At 66.7% G+C, this 24,326-nt stretch carries 21 protein-coding genes; 10 read left to right on the top strand and 11 right to left on the bottom strand.

Features of this window, described 5'->3' with window-relative positions; translation table 11 throughout:
• The first annotated feature begins 10 nt into the window (after positions 1 to 10).
• Positions 11 to 3,571, top strand: a complete 3,561-nt coding sequence (dnaE, locus tag FB478_RS00365) for a DNA polymerase III subunit alpha (protein ID WP_018771531.1) — start codon at positions 11 to 13, stop codon at positions 3,569 to 3,571.
• A 91-nt stretch (positions 3,572 to 3,662) separates the two neighbouring features.
• Here dnaE and FB478_RS00370 read toward each other — a convergent pair whose 3' ends face one another.
• Positions 3,663 to 4,163 carry a flavin reductase family protein gene (locus FB478_RS00370; RefSeq protein ID WP_018771532.1) on the bottom strand — a complete coding sequence of 167 codons (501 nt, stop codon included), beginning with the start codon at positions 4,161 to 4,163 and terminating at the stop codon, positions 3,663 to 3,665.
• Positions 4,164 to 4,289: 126 nt separating this feature from the next.
• On the opposite strand from FB478_RS00370, the gene FB478_RS00375 reads away from it, so the two are divergent.
• The 3 genes from FB478_RS00375 (at position 4,290) to nrdR (ending at position 6,833) form a co-directional block, all read left to right on the top strand.
• A complete protein-coding gene (locus tag FB478_RS00375) occupies positions 4,290 to 4,811 on the top strand; it encodes a hypothetical protein (RefSeq protein WP_018771533.1) in 522 nt (173 codons plus the stop codon).
• 4 nt (positions 4,812 to 4,815) lie between these two features.
• Positions 4,816 to 6,189, top strand: a complete 1,374-nt coding sequence (gene hisD, locus FB478_RS00380) for a histidinol dehydrogenase (RefSeq protein ID WP_144599607.1) — start codon at positions 4,816 to 4,818, stop codon at positions 6,187 to 6,189.
• A gap of 140 nt (positions 6,190 to 6,329) precedes the next feature.
• Entirely contained in the window at positions 6,330 to 6,833 is a 504-nt protein-coding gene (gene nrdR, locus FB478_RS00385; RefSeq protein ID WP_018771535.1) for a transcriptional regulator NrdR, read from the top strand.
• Positions 6,834 to 6,884: 51 nt separating this feature from the next.
• On the opposite strand, the gene ppgK is transcribed toward nrdR, so the two are convergent.
• Positions 6,885 to 7,688, bottom strand: a complete 804-nt coding sequence (gene ppgK / locus FB478_RS00390; protein ID WP_134164395.1) for a polyphosphate--glucose phosphotransferase — start codon at positions 7,686 to 7,688, stop codon at positions 6,885 to 6,887.
• Between the two features lie 108 nt (positions 7,689 to 7,796).
• Complete coding sequence (map, locus tag FB478_RS00395; RefSeq protein ID WP_018771537.1) at positions 7,797 to 8,675, bottom strand: type I methionyl aminopeptidase; 879 nt, start codon at positions 8,673 to 8,675, stop codon at positions 7,797 to 7,799.
• A 122-nt stretch (positions 8,676 to 8,797) separates the two neighbouring features.
• Between map and FB478_RS00400 the strand changes: the two genes are divergently transcribed.
• On the top strand, positions 8,798 to 8,962 hold the full coding sequence (locus FB478_RS00400; protein WP_018771538.1) for a hypothetical protein: 165 nt from the start codon (positions 8,798 to 8,800) through the stop codon (positions 8,960 to 8,962).
• A 48-nt stretch (positions 8,963 to 9,010) separates the two neighbouring features.
• Here FB478_RS00400 and panB read toward each other — a convergent pair whose 3' ends face one another.
• Positions 9,011 to 9,925: a 3-methyl-2-oxobutanoate hydroxymethyltransferase gene (gene panB, locus FB478_RS00405; protein WP_056389792.1), complete on the bottom strand. Its 915-nt coding sequence runs from the start codon at positions 9,923 to 9,925 to the stop codon at positions 9,011 to 9,013.
• Between the two features lie 276 nt (positions 9,926 to 10,201).
• On the opposite strand from panB, the gene glnA (FB478_RS00410) reads away from it, so the two are divergent.
• Genes glnA (FB478_RS00410) through FB478_RS00420 form a run of 3 tightly spaced genes read left to right on the top strand, consistent with a single transcriptional unit; the run spans position 10,202 to position 15,098 of the window.
• Complete coding sequence (gene glnA / locus FB478_RS00410) at positions 10,202 to 11,542, top strand: type I glutamate--ammonia ligase (RefSeq protein WP_026266112.1); 1,341 nt, start codon at positions 10,202 to 10,204, stop codon at positions 11,540 to 11,542.
• Positions 11,543 to 11,551: 9 nt separating this feature from the next.
• Positions 11,552 to 14,563 (top strand): bifunctional [glutamine synthetase] adenylyltransferase/[glutamine synthetase]-adenylyl-L-tyrosine phosphorylase, encoded by a 3,012-nt coding sequence (locus FB478_RS00415; protein ID WP_018771541.1) that lies wholly within the window; start codon positions 11,552 to 11,554, stop codon positions 14,561 to 14,563.
• On the top strand, positions 14,553 to 15,098 hold the full coding sequence (locus FB478_RS00420; RefSeq protein WP_056389795.1) for a GNAT family N-acetyltransferase: 546 nt from the start codon (positions 14,553 to 14,555) through the stop codon (positions 15,096 to 15,098). The genes FB478_RS00415 and FB478_RS00420 overlap by 11 nt, the downstream gene beginning before the upstream one ends.
• 275 nt (positions 15,099 to 15,373) lie before the next feature.
• Here FB478_RS00420 and glnA (FB478_RS00425) read toward each other — a convergent pair whose 3' ends face one another.
• On the bottom strand, positions 15,374 to 16,798 hold the full coding sequence (glnA, locus tag FB478_RS00425) for a type I glutamate--ammonia ligase (RefSeq protein WP_018763577.1): 1,425 nt from the start codon (positions 16,796 to 16,798) through the stop codon (positions 15,374 to 15,376).
• Between the two features lie 283 nt (positions 16,799 to 17,081).
• Here glnA (FB478_RS00425) and FB478_RS00430 point away from each other — a divergent pair, with 283 nt between their 5' ends.
• Positions 17,082 to 17,519, top strand: coding sequence for an RDD family protein (locus FB478_RS00430; RefSeq protein ID WP_018771544.1), 438 nt, complete (start codon positions 17,082 to 17,084; stop codon positions 17,517 to 17,519).
• Between the two features lie 36 nt (positions 17,520 to 17,555).
• On the opposite strand, the gene FB478_RS00435 is transcribed toward FB478_RS00430, so the two are convergent.
• The 5 genes from FB478_RS00435 to lipB all read right to left on the bottom strand — a co-directional run bounded on the left by FB478_RS00435 (position 17,556) and on the right by lipB (position 21,601).
• Positions 17,556 to 18,452: a DMT family transporter gene (locus FB478_RS00435; protein ID WP_144599609.1), complete on the bottom strand. Its 897-nt coding sequence runs from the start codon at positions 18,450 to 18,452 to the stop codon at positions 17,556 to 17,558.
• A gap of 102 nt (positions 18,453 to 18,554) precedes the next feature.
• On the bottom strand, positions 18,555 to 18,908 hold the full coding sequence (locus FB478_RS00440) for a DUF3817 domain-containing protein (protein ID WP_144599611.1): 354 nt from the start codon (positions 18,906 to 18,908) through the stop codon (positions 18,555 to 18,557).
• A 160-nt stretch (positions 18,909 to 19,068) separates the two neighbouring features.
• Positions 19,069 to 19,821, bottom strand: coding sequence for a DUF4191 domain-containing protein (locus FB478_RS00445; protein WP_018771547.1), 753 nt, complete (start codon positions 19,819 to 19,821; stop codon positions 19,069 to 19,071).
• Between the two features lie 86 nt (positions 19,822 to 19,907).
• On the bottom strand, positions 19,908 to 20,927 hold the full coding sequence (gene lipA, locus FB478_RS00450) for a lipoyl synthase (protein WP_134164389.1): 1,020 nt from the start codon (positions 20,925 to 20,927) through the stop codon (positions 19,908 to 19,910).
• Positions 20,924 to 21,601 carry a lipoyl(octanoyl) transferase LipB gene (gene lipB, locus FB478_RS00455; RefSeq protein ID WP_261377353.1) on the bottom strand — a complete coding sequence of 226 codons (678 nt, stop codon included), beginning with the start codon at positions 21,599 to 21,601 and terminating at the stop codon, positions 20,924 to 20,926. The genes lipA and lipB overlap by 4 nt, the downstream gene beginning before the upstream one ends.
• Positions 21,602 to 21,728: 127 nt before the next feature.
• Between lipB and FB478_RS00460 the strand changes: the two genes are divergently transcribed.
• Positions 21,729 to 23,417 carry a serine/threonine-protein kinase gene (locus FB478_RS00460; protein ID WP_144599615.1) on the top strand — a complete coding sequence of 563 codons (1,689 nt, stop codon included), beginning with the start codon at positions 21,729 to 21,731 and terminating at the stop codon, positions 23,415 to 23,417.
• Here FB478_RS00460 and FB478_RS00465 read toward each other — a convergent pair.
• On the bottom strand, positions 23,414 to 24,316 hold the full coding sequence (locus FB478_RS00465) for a TIGR01777 family oxidoreductase (RefSeq protein ID WP_018769667.1): 903 nt from the start codon (positions 24,314 to 24,316) through the stop codon (positions 23,414 to 23,416). The genes FB478_RS00460 and FB478_RS00465 overlap by 4 nt on opposite strands.
• Between the last annotated feature and the right edge of the window lie 10 nt (positions 24,317 to 24,326).

The following is a 24,326-nucleotide window of genomic DNA, read 5'->3' on the forward strand; positions in this document are numbered from 1 at the left end:
GAATGGTGCGGTGAGTTCCAGCAAAGATTCGTTTGTCCACCTGCACACCCACACCGAATATTCCATGCTGGATGGAGCTGCCCGGCTGGGGGAGCTGTTCGACGAAACCGAGCGCCTGGGCATGCCTGCCCTCGCCACGACGGACCACGGCTACCTGTTCGGTGCCTTCGATTTCTGGCGAAAGGCCACGGACAAGGGCATCAAGCCGATCATCGGCGTCGAGGCGTACGTAACCCCCGGCACCGCCCGGACGGACAAGGAACGCGTCCGGTGGGGCGACGAATCCCAGCGCAAGGACGACGTCTCCGGCGGTGGGTCCTACACCCACATGACGCTGCTGAGCTACAACAACGTGGGCATGCGGAACCTGTTCCGGGCCTCGTCCATCGCCTCGCTTGACTCGGTGTTCGGCAAGTGGCCCCGGCTGGACCGCGAACTGCTGAACACCTACTCGGAAGGGCTGATCGCCACCACCGGATGCCCCTCCGGTGAGGTCCAGACCCGGCTCCGGCTCGGCCAGTACCGCGAAGCCCTGGAAGCAGCGGCCGAATTCCGGGACATCTTCGGCGCGGACAACTACTTCTGCGAACTGATGGACCACGGGCTGGACATTGAACGGCGCGTCACCGGTGACCTGCTGCGGCTGGCCAAGGACCTGAACCTGCCGCTGGTGGCCACCAATGACCTCCACTACACCCACGAGCACGACGCCAAGGCACACGAGGCGCTGCTGGCCATCCAGTCCGGCTCCACGCTGCTGGAACCTACCTATGACAACGGCGGTTCGCGGTTCGCGTTCTCGGGGAGCGGCTACTACCTCAAATCCCCCCAGGAGATGCGGGAGCTCTTCCGCGACCACCCGGAGGCATGCGACAACACCCTGCTCATCGCCGAGCGCTGCGAGGTGTCCTTCAACACGGATGCCAACTACATGCCGCGGTTCCCCTGCCCGCCCGGCGAGGACGAAACCTCCTGGCTGGTCAAGGAAGTGGACAAGGGCCTGAAGTACCGTTACCCGGGCGGCATACCGGACGAGGTCCGCAAGCAGGCCGACTACGAGCTCGGCGTCATCACCTCCATGGGCTTCCCGGGCTACTTCCTGGTGGTTGCCGACTTCATCAACTGGGCCAAGAACAACGGCATCCGGGTGGGCCCCGGGCGTGGTTCGGGTGCAGGCTCGATGGTGGCCTACGCCATGCGCATCACCGACCTCGACCCCCTGCGCCACGGACTGATCTTCGAACGGTTCCTCAACCCGGACCGCGTCTCCATGCCCGACTTCGACGTCGACTTCGATGACCGGCGCCGTTCCGAGGTCATCGACTATGTGACCCGGAAGTACGGCGACGAGCGCGTGGCCATGATCGTCACGTACGGCACCATCAAGACCAAGCAGGCCCTCAAGGACTCCTCCCGTGTCCTTGGCTACCCCTTCAGCATGGGCGAGCAGCTGACCAAGGCACTGCCGCCGGCCGTGATGGCAAAGGACATCCCGCTGGCGGACATCCAGAACCCGGAAGCCAAGCGTTACAGCGAGGCGGGGGACTTCCGGCAGCTCATTGCCACCGACCCCGAAGCCGCCAAGGTTTTCGAGACGGCACTGGGCATTGAAGGCCTGAAGCGGCAGTGGGGCGTGCACGCGGCCGGCGTGATCATGTCCTCCGACCCGATCATCGACGTCATCCCCATCATGCGCCGTTTCCAGGACGGCCAGGTGATCACCCAGTTCGACTACCCCACGTCCGAGGGCCTTGGCCTGATCAAGATGGACTTCCTGGGCCTGCGGAACCTGACGATCATTTCCGATGCCCTTGAGAACATCAAGATGAACCGGGGCATCGAGCTGGACCTGGAAAACCTCGAGCTGGACGATGCCGAGTCCTATGAACTCCTGGCCCGCGGCGACACCCTGGGTGTCTTCCAGCTCGATGGCGGTCCCATGCGGTCGCTGCTCAAGCTCATGAAGCCTGACAACTTCGAAGACATTTCCGCCGTCCTGGCGCTCTACCGTCCGGGCCCCATGGGCGCCAACGCCCACACCGACTACGCGCTGCGCAAGAACGGGATCCAGGAAGTGATCCCCATCCATCCGGAACTCGAGGAACCCCTCAAGGAAATCCTCGGCGGCACCTATGGCCTGATTGTGTACCAGGAGCAGGTCATGGCCGTGGCCCAGAAGCTGGCCGGCTATTCCCTGGGCCAGGCAGACATCCTCCGCCGCGCCATGGGCAAGAAGAAGAAGTCCGAGCTGGACAAGCAGTTTGCGGGCTTCTCCCAGGGCATGCAGGACAACGGCTACTCCATGGAGGCCGTCAAGACCCTCTGGGACATCCTGCTGCCCTTCTCCGACTACGCCTTCAACAAGGCGCACTCCGCCGCGTACGGCGTGATCTCCTACTGGACCGCGTACCTCAAGGCGCACTATGCGCCGGAATACATGGCGGCCCTGCTGACCTCGGTGGGCGATGACAAGGACAAATCGGCAATCTACCTCAACGAGTGCCGGCGCATGGGCATCACGGTCCTTCCGCCGGACGTCAACGAGTCCGCCCTGAACTTCACTCCGGTGGGGAACGACATCCGCTTTGGCATGGGTGCCATCCGCAATGTGGGCGTCAACGCCGTCGAGGCCATGGTGGCCGCCCGCGAAAGCGAGGGCGCCTTCACCTCGTTCAAGGACTACCTGATGAAGGTGCCGGCCGTGGTCTGCAACAAGCGGACCATCGAATCCCTCATCAAGTCGGGGGCGTTCGACTCACTGGGCCACCACCGCCGTGCCCTGGCAATGATCCATGAAGAGGCGATCGACTCCGTCATCACCCTCAAGCGCAACGAGGCCATTGGCCAGTTCGACCTTTTCGCCGGATTCGAGGAAGCGGGTTCGGAGTCGTCCTCCCTGAGCATCGAGATTCCGGACCTGCCCGAGTGGGAGAAGAAGGACAAGCTCTCCTTCGAGCGGGACATGCTGGGACTCTACGTGTCGGACCATCCGCTGCAGGGCCTCGAGGGACTTCTGGCCCAGCACGCCGAGATGAGCATCACCACTATCCTGGGCGAGGACGGTCCGCAGGACGGCGCCATCATCACCATCGCGGGCATGATCACGTCGCTGAGCCGGCGCATCGCCAAAGCCAGCGGCAACGCTTACGCCCGGGCGGAGGTCGAAGACCTGGGCGGCTCGATCGAGGTCATGTTCTTCGGGCAGGTTTACGGGCCCATCGCCTCCGTCCTCGCCGAGGACCTGATCGTGGTGGTCAAGGGCCGGCTGCAGAAGCGCGACGACGGCGCCATCACCCTGAACTGCATGGAGTTGTCCGTCCCGGACCTCAGCGAAGGGCTGAACGGGCCCCTGGTGATCACCATGCCCACCCACAAGGCCACCGAGGCCGTGGTCACCGAGCTGGGCGATGTGCTGCGCACCCACCGGGGCAATTCGGAGGTGCGGCTGCACCTGCAGGGAGACACCCGCACGGAAATCATGGGCCTGCCGGTCCACCTCCGCGTCAACCCCAGCCCGTCGCTGTTCGGCGACCTGAAGGTCCTGCTGGGCCCCGCCTGCCTGGACGCCTGACAAAGGAACAGCCGACGGCGGCCGGCACCTGCCGCCGTCGTGCCCTGCCCGGGTTCGTGGCTGGGGGCGGGGGTGGGGCTGCGTGCCGCGCCTAGATTTCGTAATCCAGCGGCATGGGCTGCCCGTAGGCGCCGCCGTGGTACAGCAGGGGTGATCCCTCGCCGCCCACCTGGCCGTCCACCACCTGGACCACCACCACCGCGTTGTTCTCGAAGGAGAGCCGCATCTGCACCTCGCCGATCAGCCACCCTGCGACGTCCTTCAGAATGGGCACACCGTGCGGACCGATCTCCCAGTGGTTGCCTTCGAAGCGGTTGCCCGGGCGGGCAAAGCGGGCGGCCAGTTCCTGGTTCTCCAGCCCCAGCATGTGCACACCCAGGTACTGGGTGTTGGCCACGGCCGGCCAGGACCTTGAACTGCGTGCCATGTTGAACGTGAACCGGGGCGGCTTGGCGGACAGCGACGCCACCGAGGTGGCGGTGAAGCCGTAGGGCTCGTCCTGGTAGTTCACGGTGATGATGGCAACGCCCGCGGCGTGGCGGCGGAACATCTCCCTGAACGTCTGCTCGAACGGCTCGCTGCTGTCGGTCACCGGAACTCCTGCACTAAGTGGTGTAACTCTTCCTCCAAGCCTATTGGCCCGCGGCCGGGGCGGAGAACAGCCGCACGCACTGCGTGGCCGGATCACCTGGCAGGAACCTTTGTTAAGGTGTGATGCATGACAAACTCCGCACGGCGGCTGCCCTGGTCCCTGCTGCTGGTTCCGGCGGCGGCCGGAATTCCGGCAGGCATCCTGTGGTGGCTCCTGGCGCCGGGCGGATTGAACCTGGTTACACGGGATCCCGCCCTGGCGTCGGGCACGGTTCCCCTGGTGTGGCTTCCGCGCGACCTCACCCTGGCAGGGATCCTGGTGCTGGCCGGTTGCCTCCTGGCCGTGTTCCTGGCGGATGGCAGGCGTGCGGACCCGCAGGCGGCCCTGCTGACCGGCCTTGCCGGAGCGCTGGCAGGCAGTGTACTCGCCTGGGGGACCGGGGTTTTTGCAGGCCGGCTCTTGGGACCTGCTGTTGATGCGTCGGCGAACGCCAGCATCGCCTTTTCCCTCCGGGCGTGGCCGGTGCTGCTGCTGTGGCCTGCCGCCACGGCAATGTCGGTCTTCGTGCTGGAACTGTTCGGCGGGGCGGGCAGGAAGCCCCGGGAGAAGGGGACGGAACAGGCAGGCGCGAACGGCCCCGTAAAATAGTCCGGTGACCACTTTCCCGGAGTTTCCCGCCCCCGCGGCAGCCGCCGTCGATTTCCGCACCGTCGACCTTCGCGGCCGCAACCTGACGCTCGCAGCCCTGCGCGCCGCCGTTCCCCGGGCCAAGGGCCAGACCGTGGCGGATGCCGAAGAAAAGGTCCTGGAGATCATCTCCGCCGTCCGGCAGCGCGGCTTTGCGGCGCTGGCGGACTTGGCGGAAAGGTTCGACGGCGTGGCCCAGGACCACCCGCTGGTCCCCAGGGAGGCGATTGACGCAGCGCTGGCCCAGTTGGAACCGGAGGTGCGGGCCGCGCTGGAGGAATCGATCAGCCGGGCACGGAAATTCGCTGACGCCCAGCGCCCCCGCAACGTGGACGTCGAACTTGGCGACGGCGCCGTCGTCAGCCAGAACTGGGTCCCCGTGGCGCGGGTGGGGCTGTACGTTCCCGGCGGCCTTGCCGTGTACCCCTCATCGGTGATCATGAACGTCGTGCCCGCACTCGCGGCAGGCGTGGAATCCGTTGCCCTGGCCTCACCGCCGCAGAAGGAGTTCGGCGGCCTGCCGCACCCCACCATCCTGGCCGCAGCGGCGCTGCTGGGCGTCACCGAGGTCTATGCCATCGGCGGTGCGCAGGCCATCGCCGCCTTCGCGTACGGCGTCGAAGCCTCACCGGCCGGTCCCGCGCTGGAGCCCGTCGATGTGGTGACAGGGCCCGGGAACATCTTCGTCGCCACGGCCAAACGGCTGGTCAAGGGCGTTGTTGGAATCGACTCCGAGGCGGGAACCACGGAAATCGCCATCCTGGCCGACGACTCCGCCCAGCCGGCGCTGGTTGCCGCAGACCTGCTCAGCCAGGCCGAGCACGATCCCAAGGCCGCATCGGTCCTGATCACCGATTCGGAAGAGCTGGCCGCGGCCGTGCGCGCTGAACTGGAGCTTCAGGCCGCTGCAACCAAACACTCGGCGAGGGTCCGGGAGGCGCTGTCCGGCCCGCAGTCCGGCGTCGTGCTGGTGGACGGACTGGAGCAGGGGATCGCTGCCTGCGACGCCTACGCGGCCGAGCACCTGGAAATCATGACCCGCGATGCCGCAGCCGTGGCTGCACGGATCCGCAATGCGGGGGCAATCTTCGTCGGCGACTACAGCCCGGTGAGCCTGGGCGACTACTGCGCAGGCTCCAACCACGTGCTGCCTACCAGTGGCACCGCCGCCTTTTCCTCGGGCCTGAACGTCACCACCTTCCTGCGCGCCATCCAGGTGGTCAACTACAGCCGGGAAGCCCTGGCAGAGGTCAGCGGGCACATCGTGAGCCTGTCCCGGGCCGAGGACCTTCCGGCCCACGGCGACGCCGTCACGGTGCGGTTCCCCGGCCAGGGGTGACACCACTACATGTAGTAATTACAGGATTGTTATTACCCCACATGTGCCCGTAAACTGGGAGGCGCCACAGCATTGCCCCCCGGCGGTGCTGATGGCTTCCTAGGAATCTTGCACACCACAAGCGAAAAAGGGGGAACGACATGTACTGCCCGTTCTGCCGCAACCCCGATTCCCGCGTGGTGGACAGCCGGATGGCGGATGACGGTTCAGCCATCCGCCGGCGCCGGCAGTGCCCCGAATGCGGCCGCCGGTTCACCACCGTGGAAACAACCAGCCTCTCCGTGATCAAGCGGTCCGGCGTGGGCGAACCCTTCAGCCGCAGCAAGGTCATCAACGGAGTCCGCAAGGCCTGCCAGGGCCGCCCCGTGAGCGAGGATGACCTCGCCATGCTGGCCCAGGAAGTCGAAGAACAAATCCGGGCGTCCGGTGCAGCCGAAATCGATGCCCACGAGGTGGGCCTGGTGATCCTTGGACCACTGCAGAAACTCGACAAGGTGGCATACCTGCGCTTTGCCAGCGTGTACCAGGCGTTCGAGTCCCTTGAGGATTTCGAAACTGCTATCGCCCTGCTCCGCCACGAGGCCGAAGAGGACGCAAAAGGCCCGGCCGGCAACGCCAAGAGCTCCGAGAAGAGCCCCCTCTAGACTCCGGTGGCGGCAGCGGAGGGGAAGCCGCAGCCGCCACCGGCACCACTCCTACTTGGCCAGCCTGTGCTTCAGGGCGATTTCCAGGGCGGCGCCCACAATGCCTGCCTCGTTGCGCAGGACAGCCGGGACAATCGGGGTGCGGAGCTTGAGGTTGGGAAGGTACTCGTCCGCGCGCTTCGAGATTCCGCCGCCCACGATGAACAGTTCCGGCGAGAACAGGAACTCCACGTGGGAGAAGTAGCGCTGAAGCAGCACGCTGTACTCGTCCCATGACAGCCCGTCCCGTTCCCGGGCCACAGCGGATGCCTTGGATTCGGCGTCGAAGCCGTCAATTTCAAGGTGGCCCAGCTCGGCGTTGGGGACCAGTTTGCCGTCGAAGATGAAGGCCGAACCGATGCCTGTACCGAGGGTGATGACCAGGACCGTGCCGGACACGCCGGCGCCGGCACCGTAGCGTGCTTCGGCCAGGCCGGCGGCGTCGGCGTCGTTGATGACCTCGACGGGACGGCCCAGCCGCGCGGTAAGGAGGGCATCGATGTCGGTGTCCAGCCAGCTTTTGTCCACGTTGGCGGCCGAATGGACCACGCCGTGCTGGATGATCCCCGGGAACGTCACGCCCACGGGAGAGCCGGCTTCAGGAGCCTCGGGGCGCGCAGAAAGCTCGGCCACCACCAGGGCCACGGCCTCGGCCACAGCCTCCGGGGTGGCGGGCTGGGGCGTGGGCACACGGAAGCGCTCACCCAGGAGCTTGCCCTTCTTCAGGTCGACAATGCCGCCCTTGATGCCCGTGCCACCGATGTCGATGCCGATCAGCGGTGCGTTCTTGTGCGGTTTTTCGTCCTTCTTGGCCAATGGGATTCCGTTCGTGTGACAGGGGCGGGCAGGAAAAGGGGCCGCTTGCGCGGCCGGTAACAGGTGTCCGGTCTGCGCCGGCAGCATGCCCGTGCGGGCATGGCCGGGTTACGGGAGGGTGAGGATTTCGGCGCCGGTCTCGGTGACCAGCAGGGTGTGCTCGAACTGTGCGGTGCGCCGACGGTCCCGGGTGACCACGGTCCAGTCGTCGCTCCACATGTCCCACTCCACGGTGCCCAGGGTGAGCATCGGTTCGATGGTGAACACCATGCCGGCCTCGATCACCGTGTTGTACGCAGGCGCGGCATCATAGTGCGGAATGATCAGCCCGGTGTGGAATGCCTCGCCAACCCCGTGGCCGGTGAAGTCGCGCACCACGCCGTAGCCGAACCGCTTGGCGTAGGACTGGATGGCACGGCCAATGACGTTGATCTCGCGTCCGGGCGCCACGGCCTTGATGGCGCGGTTCAGCGACTCCCTGGTGCGCTCCACCAGCAGCCGTGATTCCTCGTCAACGTCCCCCACCAGGAAGGTGAAGTTGGTGTCGCCGTGGACGCCGTTGATGTAGGCAGTGATGTCGATGTTCAGGATGTCGCCGTCCTGGACCACCGTGCTGTCCGGAATGCCATGGCAAATGACCTCGTTCAAGGACGAGCAGAGCGATTTGGGGAATCCGCGGTAACCGAGCGTGGACGGGTAGGCGTTGTGGTCCAGCAGGAACTCGTGGCCCACCTTGTCCAGCTCGTCCGTGGTGACGCCCGGCTGGATGTGCCTGCCCACTTCAACGATGGCCTGGGCCGCGATCCTGCTGGCAATCCGGATCTTCTCGATGGTCTCCGCGGATTTGACCTCGGAACCGGTGAACTTGGCCGGGGCGGGCTTGCCGACATACTCCGGACGGGGGATGGACGCCGGGACGGGACGCTGCGGACTCACGGTACCCGGGGTCAGGGTGCCAATGGGTGCAGTCGAGGCAAGGGAAGGCATAGATTGATCATATAAGGCACCACAGAACGCCTAACAACCGACAAGCGGCGGAGGGCACGCGTAAGTGTTTGTGTTACGTGGATCACCCCGGGCTTTCCCTGTCGCCGGAACGAGGAGCAACGATGACTGAGTACTGGTTCAACATCAAGACCCACGAGGTGGAAGAGGACCGGATGTCGGACTGGAGCCAGCTCATTGGGCCCTACCAGACCCGGGCGGAAGCCGAACACGCCCTGGAAAAGGTCAAAGCGCGCAACGAGGCCTGGGAAAAGGGCGACGACGACTGACCCGTTGGGTGCGTCCGGCCGCGCTGCAGCCGGCTTACCCGGGCGGGTTTAGAACGAGTGCTCCGGGCCGGGGAACTGGCCTGACCGGACGTCCTCGCCATAGGCGGTGGCGGCGTCGAGCAATGTGCTGCGCAGGTCCGCGTACTGCTTGACGAACTTGGCCATCCGGCCGCCCCGCAGGCCGGCCATGTCCTGCCACACGAGCACCTGGCCGGTCGTCGCCTTGCCGGCACCGATGCCAACCGTGGGAACGCTCACTGCCGCGTCGACCGCCGCCGCTGTTTCGGCAGGCACCATCTCCATCAGCACGCAGAATGCCCCGGCGTCCGCCAGCGCGACGGCGTCGTCAATCAGGCGCCGGGCATCGTCGCCGCGGCCCTGGACACGGTACCCGCCCAGGGCGTGTTCGCTTTGGGGGGTGAAGCCGATATGGGCCATGACCGGAATGCCTGCCTGCACCATGGCCCGGACCGTTGGAGCGTAGTACTTCCCGCCCTCGATCTTCACGGCGTGGGCCAGCCCTTCCTTCAGGAAACGGACACCGGCGGCCACGGCCTGTTCGGCGCTGACCTCGTAGCTGCCGAACGGAAGGTCCGCCACCACCAGGGCGCGTTTGGCGGTCCTGGCGACGGCCCGGCACAGGGGGAGCAGCTCGTCCACGGTCACCGGAAGGCTGGTCTCGTTGCCGAACACGTTGTTCGACGCCGAATCGCCAACCAGGAGCACCTCGATGCCGGCTGCGTCAAAGATCTCGGCCGTGTATTGCTCGTACGCGGTAAGCATGGCGAACTTGGTGCCGTCGTTCTTGGCCTGCTGCAGGTGGTGGATGCGGACCTTTGCCGGCTTCCGTTCCGCCGGGGCCGGGGCCGGGGCCGCAGCCGCGGCCGCTGTGCCCGGGCCGCTTCCGTAAGGTGCGGGTACTTCTGCGGACGCGCTGGAGTCGGAGCTGTTGCTGGAGGCCATGGGATGAGCGTAGTGCGGTACCCGGCGTCCTAGCTACCGCGGGCGGCGCCGGTCAAAGGTGATTAGCGTCATAGCGGCGCTTTGGACGGGCGCCAAAGGGCGCTGGAGACCCGGGCGGGGGGCGGCCTGGGCGGCCGAACAGGTTAATGCTGTGTTACGCACGGGGCAGGCTCAAGCATCGGCGCCGAATGATTAGTACAGTGATGATGAACTGCTGCCGGCTTTCCCCTTTGCGCGGGCCCCGGAGCATGAACGTTGACCGGAGAAGAGGCCATCATGGACCGCCAGCAAGAATTTGTCCTGCGCACGATCGAAGAGCGCGACGTACGTTTCGTGCGGCTGTGGTTCACCGACGTCGTGGGTTCGCTGAAGTCCGTGGCGCTGGCGCCGGCGGAAGTCGAGGGAGCGTTCGAGGAAGGCCTCGGCTTCGACGGTTCCTCCATTGAGGGCCTGGCGCGCGTCTTCGAATCGGACATGCTGCTGCAGCCGGACCCGGCAACCTTCCAGATCCTGCCGTGGCGCGGCGAGACGGAGCAGACCTCACGCATGTTCTGCGACATCCTGACTCCCGACGGCGAGCCCTCCACCGCTGATCCGCGCAACGTCCTCAAGCGGACCCTTGCCAAGGCCGCGGACATGGGCTTCACCTGCTACACGCATCCCGAGATCGAGTTCTACCTGCTCAAGTCCCAGGAGCCGGGTCCGGACGGCGCACCCGTGCCGGTGGATGAGGGCGGCTACTTCGACCACGTTCCCGGCGGCGTGGCCCAGGACTTCCGCCGCACCGCCGTCACCATGCTGGAATCGGTGGGAATCTCGGTGGAGTTCAGCCATCACGAAGGCGGTCCCGGCCAGAACGAGATCGACCTTCGCTACGCCGACGCACTGCAGACCGCGGACAACATCATGACGTTCCGCACGGTCATCAAGGAGGTGGCCCTGCAGCAGGGAACCTACGCCACCTTCATGCCCAAGCCGTTCACCGACCACCCCGGTTCCGGAATGCATACGCACTTCTCGCTGTTCGAGGGGGACAGCAATGCGTTCTTCGAGGCAGGTGCCGAGTTCCAGCTGTCCAAGACGGCCCGCCAGTTCATTGCCGGCATCCTCAAGCACGCCCCCGAGTTCACGGCAGTCACCAACCAGTTCGTCAACTCCTACAAGCGCCTGTGGGGCGGCGGCGAGGCTCCCAGCTACCTGAGCTGGGGGCATAACAACCGTTCCGCCCTGGTCCGCGTGCCGCTGTACAAGCCGGGCAAGGGCCAGTCCGCCCGCATCGAGTACCGCGGCATCGATTCCGCGGCCAACCCCTACCTTGCCTATGCCGTCCTGCTCGGTGCAGGGCTGAAGGGCATTGAGGAAGGCTACGAGCTGCCGGCAGCCGCTGAGGACGACGTCTGGTCGCTCAGCTCGGCCGAGCGCCGCGCCATGGGCCACGATCCGCTGCCGGCAAGCCTGCACGACGCCATCCGCTCCATGGAGGACTCGGAGCTGATGCCGCAGATCCTGGGCGAGCAGGTCTACGAGCACTTCCTGCGCAACAAGCGCGCCGAATGGCAGGATTACCGGCTGCAGGTGACGCCCTACGAGCTGCAGCGCAACCTCGGCATCCTCTAGGTGCCAGGCGTGAGCCTGGCACGCCGCCTGATCGCGGCCGGATTCAGCGACCTGGAGAAGGGCGAACGGTTCCTTTCCGCGCGCGAACTCGAGGGCCTGGACCAGGACAGGCTCTTTGCCGGGCTGCACCTTGCGGCCAGTCCGGATACCGCGCTGCAGTCCCTGGTCCGGCTGATCGAAAAGCACCCGCAGCTGCGGGAGCTGGCGGACGCCGAGCCGGAGGCCAGCGAACCGATGTACCGGGTCCTGGGGGCCTCGGAGGCTTTGGGGGAGTTCCTGATCCGGCACCCCGAGCACCTGGAGGCCTTCGAGGTCCGCGCCAGTCCCGAGCCACTGCCGGCCAACCCGGGGCTGTTGCGCGCCACGCTCCTGCAATCCGTGGGGGCCGACCCCCGGGCGGCCCGTCCCGTGGCCGCCGTTACCGGCGTGGACGCCTATGCCGCCCTGCGCACCGCCTACCGGCGGGGACTTGTCGATCTCGCCGTCAAGGACCTGTGCGCCGCGGATCCGCTGGACTTCCTGCCATCGGTGGGCGGTGAACTGGCGGACCTTGCTGCTGCCGCCATCGAGGCTGCCCTCGCCGTCTCCCGGGCCGAGGCCGCGGAGCAGCACAGCGCTGCCGATGTGGCCGACGTCGGCCTTGCGGTGATCGGTATGGGCAAGTGCGGCGCCCGGGAGCTGAACTACATCTCCGACGTCGACGTCATCTACGTGGTGGACGCCGGCAGCCTGGAGGACGCCCACGCCAATACCATCGGCACGGCACTGGCGAGCGGGATCTCGCGGGCCATTTCATCAGTGGCCAGGGAGCCGGGACTTTGGGAGGTGGACGCGAACCTGCGGCCCGAAGGCAAATCGGGGCCGCTGGTCCGCACCCTCGCCTCCCACGAGACGTACTACGCCAGGTGGGCGGAAAGCTGGGAATTCCAGGCGCTCCTCAAAGCCCGTGCCATCGCCGGTGATGCCGCCCTGGGCCGCGCCTACGAGGACGCCGTGGCGCCGCTGATCTGGAGCTCGGCCGGCCGCGAGGGCTTTGTCGAGTCCGTCCAGGCGATGCGCCGCCGGGTCACCGAGCACATCCCGGCCGCCGAGGAGCAGCGCCAGATCAAGCTGGGGCGGGGCGGCCTGCGTGACGTCGAATTCACCGTCCAGCTGCTCCAGCTGGTGCACGGCAAGGCGGATGAGACATTACGACGGCGGGACACCACCTCCGCGATCGCCGCGCTGTCAGCCGGAGGGTACATCGGCCGTTCCGACGCTGCCGCCTTCGACAACGCCTACCGCTACCTCCGGCTGCTGGAACACCGGATCCAGCTGTTCCAGCTGCGCCGCACCCACCTGATGCCCGTGGCGGAGCCTGCGCTGCGCTCACTGGCCAAAGCCGTGCTGGGCCCCTTCTCCAACGAGCGGCCCAGCCCGGACTCCCTGCTGTCCGCATGGCAGCGCACCAAGCGTTCCGTCCGTGAACTGCACGAGCGCATCTTCTACCGGCCGCTGCTGAACACCGCGGCCAAGCTCAGCAGCGAGGACGCCAGGCTCACGCCCGAGGCAGCGCAGGGACGGCTGGCTGCCCTCGGCTACCGGGACCCCCAGGGGGCAATGCGCCACATTGAGGCGTTGACGGCCGGGGTAAGCCGCCGGGCCGCCCTGCAGCGCCAGCTCCTGCCCATCCTGCTGGACTGGCTCGCGGAAGGCGTGGACCCGGATGCCGGCCTTCTTGCCTTCCGCCGCGTCAGCGAGGCCCTGGGCACCACGCACTGGTACCTGGGCATGCTCCGGGACTCCAACGCCGCGGCCGAGCGCCTGTGCCACATGCTCTCCAATTCGCGGCTGATCGCAGACCTCCTGGAAGTTTCGCCGGAATCCGTCGCCTGGCTGGGACAGGACAAGGACCTGGTGCCGCTGGGCTTCGAGGCCCAGTGGCAGGAAATCACCGCGAAGATGGCACGGCACGCGGACCCGGAAAGCGCCATGCGCCTGATCCGCCTGATCCGGCGGCGCGAAATCCTGCGCATCGCCATCGCTGATTCCGCCGGCCTCCTGGACCAGGAACGGGTAGGCGGGGCGTTGGCCGACACGGACCGCGCCGCCGTCCTGGGTGCCCTGCGGGTGGCAGAAGGCATTGTCTCCGCCGGCGGCCCGCTCAAGACCACGGTGCTGGTGGTGGCCATGGGCCGCCAGGGCGGCCGCGAGATCGGCTACGGGTCCGACGCCGACGTCATGTACGTCCACCGCGCACTGCCGGGCTTCTCCGAAGCGGAGGCGCAGGAACAGGCCGCCCGCATCGTTGCCAAGGTATCCAGCCTGCTCACGCAGCCGCTGAAGCCTGCCATCATGGCGGAACGTGTCCTGCAGATGGACGCCGACCTCAGGCCCGAGGGCAAGAACGGGGCCATGGTGCGCTCCCTGGACTCGTTCGCCGAGTACTACCGCCGCTGGTCCCTGATCTGGGAAGCGCAGGCCCTGCTGCGGGCACGCCCCATGGCCGGCGACGACGCCCTGGCCGCTGACTTCATCAGGCTCATCGACCCCATCCGGTACCCGGAGTCCGTCTCGGAGCAGGACGTGCGCGAAATCAGGCGCGTCAAGGCGCGGGTGGAGTCCGAACGGCTGCCGCGCGGCGCCGACCCCGCACGCCACCTCAAACTGGGCCGCGGCGGCCTCAGCGACGTCGAGTGGCTGGTGCAGCTGCTGCAGCTCCAGCACGCCGGGAAGCATCCGGAGCTCCGGACCACCTCCACCCTGGAGGCCCTGGCAGCCGCGGCGGAACTGGGCCTGTTGGACGGCGCCGATGCCCGGCTCCTCGCCGAGGCCTGGCGGCTTGCCAGCCGTATCCGGTCAGCCAATGTCATCTGGAGCGGCAAGGCCTCGGACGTCCTGCCCTCCTCGCGCCGCGATCTCGAAGCTGTGGCCCGCTGGTGCGGCTATGAACCGGGCCGCGCCGCCGCGCTGGAGGAGGACTACCTGAGGGTGAGCCGCCGGGCCAGGGCAGTCTTTGAACGCCTCTTCTATGGGCACTGAACCAGCGCCGTGGGTCTGGCTGGTCCCGCTGCGGGACCTTGATTCGGACGCCCGCGCCATCCAGTTGGGCGCCATCGCGGAAATGTCGCTGGTGTCGGGCCAGGACCGCTTCGTCGGCGACCCGCTGCGGATGGCCCTTGCGGGACTGGCGGAAGAATCACGACGGCCGTACGTGGTCGAGGCCGGAGGCAGCGCCGTCGGCCTGTTGACCCTGCAGTCCGGGGCGGCAACGCTTGCAGGCTGGCCTGACGACCACTCAGCATGGCTGCTGCGCGGGTTCCTCATCGACCGGCCCCACCAAGGCAGGGGCCTGGGCACGCTCGCTGCCGCCGCCGCTGTGGAGGCCGGACGCAAGCTCACCGCGCGGCACCAAACTGGCGAGTCCGGCGTCGTACTGTCCGTCAACCAGGAAAACCCTGCGGGCCTGTCCGCCTACCGCCGCGCCGGCTTCGTCGACTCGGGACCGTATACCGGCGGGCCGGCAGGGCCCCAACGAACCATGTTCCGCAGCTTTTCGGCAACGGTACCGGCGTAACTCTCCATACCGGCATTGCGCTTAGCAAGCGTTTGCCCGATCATGTGGATTGGCGGTGTTCTCCAACCTTGTTGGGGGGAAGGCTGGACAGTCTTCGTTCCGGGGGGCATTCGTCAGGGGGGCCGGCTCCCGGTCTCAGCACGTCTGGAGCCGGGCCCCCACCTAACAGCTGCCGCCCGTGCCACTGAAGGAACGGGCAACGCAAAAGGCGGCCACCGGTTCATCACCGGTGGCCGCCTTTTACTGTTCAGGATTCCTGCTGGGCAGGGCTGGAACTAGACGCCGTAGTAGAGCTCGAACTCGTAGGGGTTCGGGCGCAGGGACAGCGGGCGGATCTCGTTTTCGTACTTGTACTCGATCCAGGTGTCAATCAGGTCCTGGGTGAAGACGCCACCGGCCTGCAGGAACTCGTTGTCCTCGCGCAGGGCCTCCAGTGCTTCCTCCAGGGTGCCCGGAGCCTTGGGGATGTCCTTGGCTTCCTCGGCAGGGAGCTCGTAGAGGTCCTTGTCGATCGGAGCCGGCGGCTCGATGCGGTTGCGGATGCCGTCAATGCCGGCCATCAGCTGCGCAGCGAACGCCAGGTACGGGTTGGAGGAGGGGTCCGGAGCGCGGAACTCGATGCGCTTGGCCTTCGGGTTGGAACCGGTGATGGGGATACGGATACCGGCAGAGCGGTTGCCCTGGGAGTACACCATGTTGACCGGAGCCTCGAAGCCCTTGACGAGGCGGCGGTAGGAGTTCACCGTGGGGTTGGTGAAGGCCAGGACGGCGGAGGCGTGCTTGAGCAGGCCACCGATGTACCAGCGGGCGGTGTCGGACAGGCCGGCGTAGCCCTTCTCGTCGTAGAACAGCGGCTCGCCACCGTTCCAGAGCGACTGGTGGCAGTGCATGCCGGATCCGTTGTCGCCGAAGACCGGCTTGGGCATGAAGGTTACGGACTTGCCCCAGGCGTCTGCGGTGTTCTTGATGACGTACTTGAACTTCTGCAGGTCATCAGCAGCGTGGGTCAGGGTGGTGAACTTGTAGTTGATCTCAGCCTGGCCGGCGGAGCCAACTTCGTGGTGGCTGCGCTCGACCTCGAGGCCGGCTTCGTCCAGTGCAACACACATGGCGTCGCGAAGGTCAGCCTGCTTGTCGGTGGGGGAGACCGGGAAGTAACCGCCCTTGACGGGGGTCTTGTAGCCGAGGTTTCCGCCTTCTTCCTCGCGGCCGGTGTTCCAGTGGGCTTCCTCGGAATCGATCTTGTAGAAGCTGCCCTGCGGGGAGGACTGGTACTGGACATTGTCGAACACGAAGAACTCGGCTTCGGGGGCGAAGAACGCGGTGTCGGCGATGCCGGTGGAAGCCAGGTAGGCCTCAGCCTTCTCGGCTACGCCGCGGGGATCGCGGTGGTACGGGTCTCCGGTGCGCGGGTTGACGATCGAGAAGTTCAGCGCGAGGGTCTTCTCCATGCGGAAGGTGTCCAGGAACGCGGTGGTGACGTCCGGGATCAGCTGCATGTCAGATTCGGCGATGCCCTGGAAGCCACGGATGGAGGAACCGTCGAAGAGCTGGCCGTTGACGAAGAAATCAGCGTCAACACTCTTGGCGGGGACGTTGAAGTGCTGCTGGACGCCCGGAAGATCGGTGAAGCGGATATCGACGAACTTTACATCTTCGTCCTTGATGAACTTGAGGACTTCGTCCGCAGTCTTGAACATCTATGCTCCTAACGCATATGTAAATATCTGGCATGCAAGCCACATGATCCAGCGCAATCCAAAAGCAGGGAGAACGCGGGGTTTTCCCTGCTGCGTACCTGCCGGGGGATTGCTTGAAACTGCTAACAGACTATGGATGCGGCATTTCCCGTCCGTGTCCGCTTTGTTTCGGGCAGGTTACAGAATGCCCTGCTATGACCACGCTATCTTCCGTCCACACTGTGGTCGAGTCCTATCCACACTGTGGGCGCGCCGCCGTGCCGGGGATCGGTAAGCTTGGACGGTGGTAGATCGCAAAGACATTGGGTCCTGGCTCAGCGGACCGGACACCTCCGGTATTTCCAAATATCCGGGGGAGCGGCTGGGCCTTCCGGAGTCCGGTCCGGGCTCCATTGCCCGGGCGGGCCGCAGGATCGCAGCAATCTGCATCGACTGGGGGATCGCCCTGCTGATCAGCAACTTTGCCTTTGCCGGTGACTCCTGGGCCACCCTGGCGGTCTTCGCGATTGAGCAGATCCTGCTGGTGGGAACACTCGGATACAGCATCGGGCACCGGGTCATGGGCATCGCCGTGGTGAAGCCGGGAGGCGGCACCCCCGGACCCCTCGCGGCCCTGGTGAGGGCCGTGCTGCTCTGCCTGGTCATCCCCGCCGTGATCTTCGATCCGGATCAGCGCGGCCTTCACGACAAGGCAATGAACACGCTCCTCATCCGCCGCTGAGCACCGCGTGCCCCTTCTGCGCGTCCGCCGATTTCCTTAGCCGTTCACTTTCCGGTCCTTGCGCTGCCGGCGGAAGGCCGGCGCGTTGGTGATGACCACGCCGCCGATCACGATGGCGCCGCCCACCAGTTGCGCCGCTGTATGGACGTGCCCGGCGAGGATGGTGAGGACTGCTGTGAAGACCGTGATGAGGTTGAGGAACACCCCTGCGCCACCGGCGGGCAGGACCGTCAGGGCGCGGTTCCAGAGCAGGTAGGACAGCACCGACGGGAAGACGGCGATAAACAGCAGGGACGCCAGCGCGCTGCCGGTTGCGGGAAGGGCCAGTCCGCCTGTCAGGAGGCGGACCGGGGCCAGCAGGGCCACCGCTGCCGCTGCCTGGACAGCTGTGGCCGTGATCGGCGGGATTTTGGGGGCCCGGCGGCCGATGACTGTGTACGCCGTCCAGACAACCACGGCGCCCACCATCAGAACTTCGCCGGTCCCGAAACCGGCGGAGAGCAGCCTGCCGGCATCCCCTCCGCTGATCACGATCAGGACGCCGGCCAGGGCCATCAGGACGCCGGCGACCGACAACGGTGTCAGCCGTTCGCGCAGGAAAACGGCGGCAGCCAGCGTGATGAGAGCGGGATTGAAGGCGTTGATCAGCGAGGCGTTGAACGCATCGGTGTGCTGCAGGGCGACATACAGCAGGAGGTTGTAGCCGAGCAGCCCGCACACGCTGAGCGCGAGAAGCCACGGCCAGGCGGCCAGGACCGACCGCCAGTCTGGCCGCTCCACAAGCCGGGCTATCACCAGCAGCGGCACCAGTGCGATGGCCCAGCGCAGGAGAACCAGGCTCAGGGGTTCAATGCTTTGGACGGCGCCCGCACCCACCACATAGTTGCCGGCCCAGAACAGCGTCGCCCCCAGGAGGGAGAGGACCGCGACCATTCGCTTACGGCCCTGGGCGCGTGGGGAGGACGGCCCTCCCTTGGCTGACGGCTGTGCCTGCAGTCCTGCATCAGAGGAGTCCACGGTCAGTGATGCGTCCGCCTACGCCCGGCTGGACGCAAGTTCAGCGGCAGGCGCTTCTGCCCCCGGGGCGCTGAGGAAACCGCGCCGTCCGGCCCAGCGCTCAAAAAGGAGGGTGGCGAACGGGAAGACGGCGGAGACGCCCGCCAGCAGAGCCACCGTGAAGGGCCAGCGCTGCACCCGCCACAGCATCAGCGCGGCAACCCCATAGCCGACAAACAGCGCGCCGTGCACAGGTCCCGCCACCTGGACGCCAAGCTCAGTGGTTCCGGCGATCCATTTGAAGTACATCCCGGCCAGGAGCGCGGCCCAACTGCAGGCCTCGGCCACTGCGAGGATACGGAAGGCGCGGATCACGGTTGTCCTGGGGTTCATGGTCACGTCCTGTCATGGGTGGATGTCTGGGTCCGGCAGTGGGGGAAGGGGTGCGCCGTTAAGGCGCGCAGGCGGTTTAGGCTAGCGGTTCAGGCAAGCGGTTGGGGCGCAAGAAAAAACGCCCCGGCCGGCAGTGCCGGTACCGGGGCGTTCCCACCAGCTAGCGTCCCCGGTTGGGACGGGCCTTGTAGGGATCGATGCCCTTGGGAATGGGAAGCCGGGTACCCATCGAGGCGATGCGCTTGGACACGGTGCTGACTTCCAGCTTGGTCAGTTCATTCTTCATCTTGCCCATGTGCTTGGCCACCTGGCTCAGCGGCACCTGGCCTTCGCCGTGCCCGGTCTGGATGGTGTGCACAGGAACGTTGGGCAGGATGCGCGCCAGGCGCTTGCGCTCAGCATCGAGCAGCGGCTTCACGCGGTGGGCGGGGCCTTCACTGACAAGGACGACGCCGGGCCGGCCCACGGCGCGGAACACTGCATCCTGCGTGCGCGGATTGACCGCCACGGGCTGTTCCTCGGTGATCCAGCCACGGCGGAGCGTGCCCAGGGCAGCGCCGGAGGCGCCGGGCTGGTTTTCGATCTGTGCAAAGGCGGCGCGTTCGGCGCGGCGGGACAGGATGAAGGTGGCCGCCAGCAGGCCCAGCGGAATGCCGATGATCAGGCCGGTAATCCAGTTGTCCAGCCAGAAGCCCACCAGGAAGCTCACCGCCACAACGCCCAGGAACGCCAGCAGCATCAGCCACGGAACCATGGGGTCGTGGCGGCGGGTCATGGTGAAGACCTCGCCGATCTGCTTAAGCCTGCTGGGCTTCTTGGCCTTTGCTTCCTTCGGCTTGCGCGTGAAGAGGCCGCGCTTCACCGCGCTTGAGCCAGACGGGGTGGAGTTGCTGGAGTCAGGGGATTTCGCCATAGTGCCTCAATTCTACGTGACAAAAGCCAAGGGCCGGACGCTGGAATCTTCCGGCGTCCGGCCCTTGGCCAGTTCATGGCAGGAGGTCAGGAATGGGCTGCCAGGAGGGTGGCGGCTTCCTGGCGGGTGGTGCCGGAGTCCTGGATGCCGTCGGCGATGTGGGCGAGTTCAGCGGGGATGTCGCGGCCTTTTTTGCGCATGGCGGTGGCCCAGAGCCGGCCGGCGCGGTAGGAGGAGCGGACCAGGGGGCCGGACATGACGCCGAGGAAGCCGATTTCCTGGGCTTCGTGCTGGAGGTCAACGAATTCCTGGGGTTTGACCCAGCGGTCCACGGGCAGGTGCCGTTCGGAGGGGCGCAGGTACTGGGTGATGGTGATCAGGTCGCAGCCGGCGGCGTGGAGGTCGCGGAGTGCTTCGCTGATTTCTTCGCGGGTTTCGCCCATGCCCAGGATGAGGTTGGACTTGGTGACCATGCCCAGGTTCCGGCCCTGGGTGATGACGTCCAGGGAGCGGTCGTAGCGGAACGCGGGGCGGATCCGCTTGAAGATCCGGGGCACGGTTTCGACGTTGTGCGCGAAGACCTCGGGGGCGGAGTCGCAGATGGCCTTGATGTGCTCGGGTTTGCCGGAGAAGTCCGGGATGAGCAGTTCCACGCCGGTGCCGGGGTTCAGTTCGTGGATTTTGCGGACGGTTTCGGCGTAGAGCCAGACGCCTTCGTCTTCCAGGTCGTCGCGGGCCACGCCGGTGACGGTGGCGTAGCGCAGCTGCATGGATTGGACGGAGCGGGCCACCTTGGTGGGTTCGAACCGGTCCAGGGGTGAGGGTTTGCCGGTGTCGATCTGGCAGAAGTCGCAGCGGCGGGTGCATTCGGAGCCGCCGATCAGGAAGGTGGCTTCCTTGTCTTCCCAGCATTCGAAGATGTTGGGGCAGCCGGCCTCTTCGCAGACGGTGTGCAGGCCTTCCTTTTTCACCAGGTTCTTCAGGCCGACGAATTCCGGGCCCATCTGGACCTTGGCCTTGATCCACTCCGGTTTGCGTTCCACCGGGACCGCAGCGTTGCGCTGCTCAATCCGCAGCATCTTCCGGCCTTCAGGTGCCAATGTCACAGTAGAGCTCCTTCAGGGCTCGAAACCAATGCTTCTTCATGCTTGTGGAATTCCTCCACGAACCGGTCCACGATATCCGCGGGCCGAATGTCCCGGCCTGTTTCCAGGGACATGGTGGTCACGCCGGCGTCGGTGATGCCGCAGGCGATGATCTGGCCGTAGGGTGCCAGGTCGTTGCTGCAGTTGATGGCAATGCCGTGCATGGTGACGCCGTTCAGGACCCGGATGCCGATCGCGGCGATCTTGCGGTCGGGGCCCTTGGCGTCAGCCTTGATCCACACGCCGGCCCGGCCCTTGATGCGTTCGGCCTTGATGGCATAGTCCGCCATGACCGTGATCATGATGTCTTCCAGCCGCTCCACGTAATCCCGGATGCCTGCGCGGTTCCTAAGCTTCAGGATGGGGTAGGCAATCAGCTGGCCCGGCCCGTGCCAGGTGAGTTTGCCGCCACGGTCCACCGCAACCACCGGCGTACCGTCAAACGGCCGCTCATGGTCCTCGGTCAGCTTGCCGGCCGTGTAGACGGCGGCGTGCTCCAGAAGCAGGACTGTGCTGGGTGCAGCTCCGGAGACAACCTTGTCATGGAGTTCGCGCTGGGCATCCCAGCCTTCCATGTAGTCAACGAAGTCAGGGGCAAGACCCAGCTGTGAAAACTCAAGAGTCATGGCATCCAGCTTAGACCCCGCAGCCGCACCGGCCCGGTTTAGTGTCCAAGCTCACCGGCGCCCCGCTTTGTGACCGCGGCGGGCACGCCTGTGGATAACTTCTGCAGCAGGGCCGAAACTCGACTAGACATGCAGTATGGACGATGCACAGGCGCCGGAGGTTCCCGGTTATGACGTCGGCAGGTTGCTGGGCCGGGGCGGCAGTGCCGACGTGTGGCTGGCCAGGGAACAAAGGACCGGCAGGGATTCCGCGCTGAAATGCTTCCGCGGCGCAGGCCGCCGGTCCCTGGGCAGCACGGCCGTCAGCGAAGAGGATGTGCGGCGGGAGATCCGGATCCTGTCGGTCCTGGACCACCAGCACCTCATCACGGCGCACGACGTGGTCCGGGTGGCAGGGCCCGGCGGCGGTACGGCCTTGACCATGGATTATGCCGCCGGCGGCTCGCTGGCCCAGTTGGTGTCTGCCCGTGGCAGGCTCACCGTAGGCGAGACGGTTACCGTCCTGACTCCCATCTTCCAGGCCCTGGGCTACCTGCATGGAAAAGGCTTCACGCACTCGGATGTCTCGCCCGGGAACGTGCTGTTCACCGGGCAGGGCAAGCCCATGCTCTCTGACCTCGGCGTCGCCAGGATGCTCGGCGACCCGGGCAGCGCGGCGACCTTTGGAACTGGCGGATTCCTGGATCCTTCCCCCGTGGACGCCGTCCGCGCCGGCCTCCAGCCAGGACGCGATGTGTTCTCCGCGGCGGCCCTGGGCTGGTTCTGCCTCACGGGTGAGGCGCCCGGCCGCACTGCCGATCGTCCGCCGTTGTCCCTCCTGGTTCCAGGTGTCCCCAAGGATCTGGCGGCTGCCCTGGAAGCAGGACTGAACGAGGACCGGAGGCTGCGCCCTGACGCGGTGTCGCTGGCCGCGGCCGTTTACCGCAGCGCCGAACCCCAGCCGGTGGACCTCTCCGATGCCGTCCATCCCACCGTCCTGCCAGAGCTGCTGACACGGCGGCACGTTCCCGGTCCGTCCAAGGGCGGCAGCCTTCGCATGAAACTCCAGGGCATGCGCCGCCGGATGGAAACCTGGCGCTGGCCAGCGCGGCCGGTGCCGGCGCCGAACACCGCCCTGCCGCAGTCAAGCGCCCTGCCGCCGTCAAACGCGGCGCCTGCGCCGCGCGGAAGGCACGCGGATGGGACTGTTGCCGGCCGGGGCACTCGGGTGGTGGTGAGTGCAGTCATGCCGGTAGTTGCTGCGTTGGCAGCCGGAATATGGTGGTTGTCCGCGGCCGCCGGCCAGGGGGCGGGCCAAGGGGCGGGGCCGGATGGTCCCGCAGCCGGTCGGCCGCCGGTGTCCGCAGCCGCATCCGGGACTGTTGCCGGCGGGACGGAAGCGGTTGGTTCCGTTGACGAGGCCCGGCAGCGGGCAAGGGCTACTGATCCCGTGGTTGCCGTGCAGGGGCTGGCGGCACTGCGGGATTATGCCTTCAGAGCAGGCAGGTTGGAGCTGCTGGGGGACGTGAACGCCGCCGGGTCACCTGCAGCTGCCGCCGACGAGCGCATCGCCGGCCAACTCCACCCTTCCGGGCACCGCCTCGCCGGATTTACCAGCACGCTGTCCGGGGTGGCGGCCGAAGACGGCGGGACCCCGGACCGGGCGGTGCTGGCGGTGACATCGGCCACCTCCGGGTACCAAACACTCGATGCGGCGGGTGCTGTGCTGGCAGCGGGGGCTCCCAGCCCGGAACGGCGGCTTCGGCTGGTCCTGGTGTTCGTGGACGGCCAATGGCGGGTCAGCGACATTCTGGCGGTCCGCGCGTCCGGGGAAGGGCCGGGCTAGGCGGCGGGGTCCTGGCCGGCCACCCAGCGGGCGGCGTCTTCCAGGCGCCCGTGCTGCCATTGGAATCCGGCCGAGGACAGGACTGCCGGTTCCATCCGCTGGCTGTGCAGCAGCAATTCCTCGCCGAGGCCCGGCATCACCGTGCGCAGCACGGGGGCCGGGACCCTGAGTATGGCGGGCCGGTGCAGGGCGTGGGCCAGCGCCGCGACGATCGTGTTGACGTTCGCCTGCTCCGGCGCGTTCACATTCACCGCGCCGGAGACCGGTGTTTCGAGGAGGAAGAGGAAGGCGGCCGTAACGTCCGGAAGCGTTACCCAGGGCCAGAACTGGCGGCCGTTGCCGAACGGACCACCAACTCCCAGGCGCAGCAGTGGAAGCAGCTTTCCCAGCGCGCCACCGGAACGGCTGAACACCACCCCGGTGCGGGGCGTCACCACGCGTACCCCTGCCGGCGCCATCAGCGCAGCCTGCTCCCACTCAACGCAGATCTGCGCCAAAGTCCCGGAACCGGCGGGTGCGTCTTCACGCAGGACAGTATTGCCGGCGTCGCCGTAGAAGCCGGACGCCGACTGGCTGATGAAGGTTGCCGGCGGGGCATCCAGCTGTGCCATGGCCTGCACCAGTGTCCTGGTGGGCCCCAGCCGGGAACTGAACAGCTCCGCCACCCGCTTCCGCGTCCAGGGTCTGTCGCCGATTCCGGCACCTGCGAGGTTGACGACGGCGTCTGCCCCGGCAAGGACGCCGGGGTCCAGGACACCGGCCGCCGGATCCCAGCGGATTTCGGTGGCACCGGCAGGCGGCCGGCGGACCAGGGACACCACCGAATGGCCGGCACTGCGGAAGGCTGCGGACATGGAGCTGCCGATGAGCCCGGAGGCGCCGGCCATGACGATATGCATGGTCCATCTC

The organism is Arthrobacter sp. AG367, assembly GCF_007828995.1.
Classification (GTDB): Bacteria; Actinomycetota; Actinomycetes; order Actinomycetales; family Micrococcaceae; genus Arthrobacter.